This is a genomic window from Bradyrhizobium sp. P5_C11_2 (assembly GCF_054049755.1).
On sequence record NZ_JBFULT010001032.1, the window covers coordinates 1 to 1,292 of the forward strand.

The 1,292-nt window shown below is 64.5% G+C and carries 2 protein-coding genes; both read right to left on the reverse strand.

Annotation, left to right across the window (positions count from 1 at the left end; genetic code table 11):
• Positions 1–463 (reverse strand): YbaK/EbsC family protein (locus tag ACXJL8_RS41405; RefSeq protein ID WP_456687072.1); only part of this gene is annotated, 463 nt, incomplete at its 3' end.
• 27 nt (positions 464–490) lie between these two features.
• Positions 491–1,222, reverse strand: a complete 732-nt coding sequence (locus ACXJL8_RS41410) for a haloacid dehalogenase type II (protein ID WP_456687073.1) — start codon at positions 1,220–1,222, stop codon at positions 491–493.
• Positions 1,223–1,292 lie beyond the last annotated feature (70 nt).

Below are 1,292 nucleotides of genomic sequence, written 5' to 3' on the forward strand. Positions count from 1 at the left end.
GCCTGACCTCGCAGACGTCGACCCATTCGGCCGCGGTCAGTTCGGCCATCCGCTCGGGCGTGATGCGCACGGCGCTGTGGGTCGAGCCTGCGGCCGGCACCACCACGTCGAACGCCTTCAGCGACACGTCGCAATAGACAGGCAGCGGCGACTTCAGCCCGAACGGGCAGACGCCGCCGACCTCGTGGCCGGTGATCTCGGCGACCTCTTCCAGCCCCAGCATCTTCGGCTTGCCGCCGAACGCAGCCTTCACCTTCTTGTTGTCCATCCGTGCGGTGCCTGCGGCGACAATTAGGACGACGCGCTCGCCGATCCGCAACGACAGCGTCTTGGCGATCCGCCCGGGCTCGACGCCATAGGCTTCGGCGGCGAGCGCCACGGTCGCGGAGCTGATCGGGGATTCGATCACGGAGATGTCGGGGGCTTTCTCGGCGAAGAAGGCGCGAACGGATTGAAGGCTCATTCCAAACTCACGGGCGGGCGGCGATCCTCAGGCGACACCTGGCAGCTCGGAGAGCGAACGGACACGGTGGTCCGGCGCAAAGCCAAGCTCGTCCATCTGGGTGCGGATCGCCTTGAACATCGTCAGCGGTGCCACGAGTTCGTTCTCGACGCAAGCCAGCGCCATGGCTTCCGGCGTCACCCGCTCGATCCAGGCGACGTTCAGCCCGAACGACTTGGCGCCTGCCGCGTCCCAGGGATTGGACGAGACGAACAGCACCTCATTCGGCGCGGTGCCGAATGTCTCGCCGATCAGCTCATAGGMCTCCGGAGATGGCTTGAAGACCTTCTTCGCATCGACGCTGATCGTGGCGTCGAGCAGGCGGTCGAGCCTGGTGTTGCGCACGAGCGCGTCCAGCATGTCCGGACTGCCATTGGAGAGGATGGCGAGCTTTCGCGGCTTCAATGCCGCTAACGCGCTCGTTGCGTCCGGATAGAGATCGAGGTGCAGATATTTCGCGATCACACGCTCGAACGCCTCGCGCTCATAAGCGAGCCCGAGCATGCGCAGCGTATAGGCGAGCGAGTCGCGCGTGACGGCCGTAAAATCCTGGTAGCGCCGCATCAGCGACCGCAACCAGGTGTATTCGAGCTGCTTGATCCGCCAGACCTGCGTGATGATCTCGCCGTAGCCCGGAAACGCATCCTCGGTGATCTCCGCGACCGACTGTATGTCGTAGAGCGTTCCGTAGGCGTCGAAGACGACGGCCTTGATGCTCATTGGCTCGCTCCTTCGGGATCTTTGCGGGGGCGCACGGACAATACCGAAACTGCCCGGTGCGCGGCAAGGT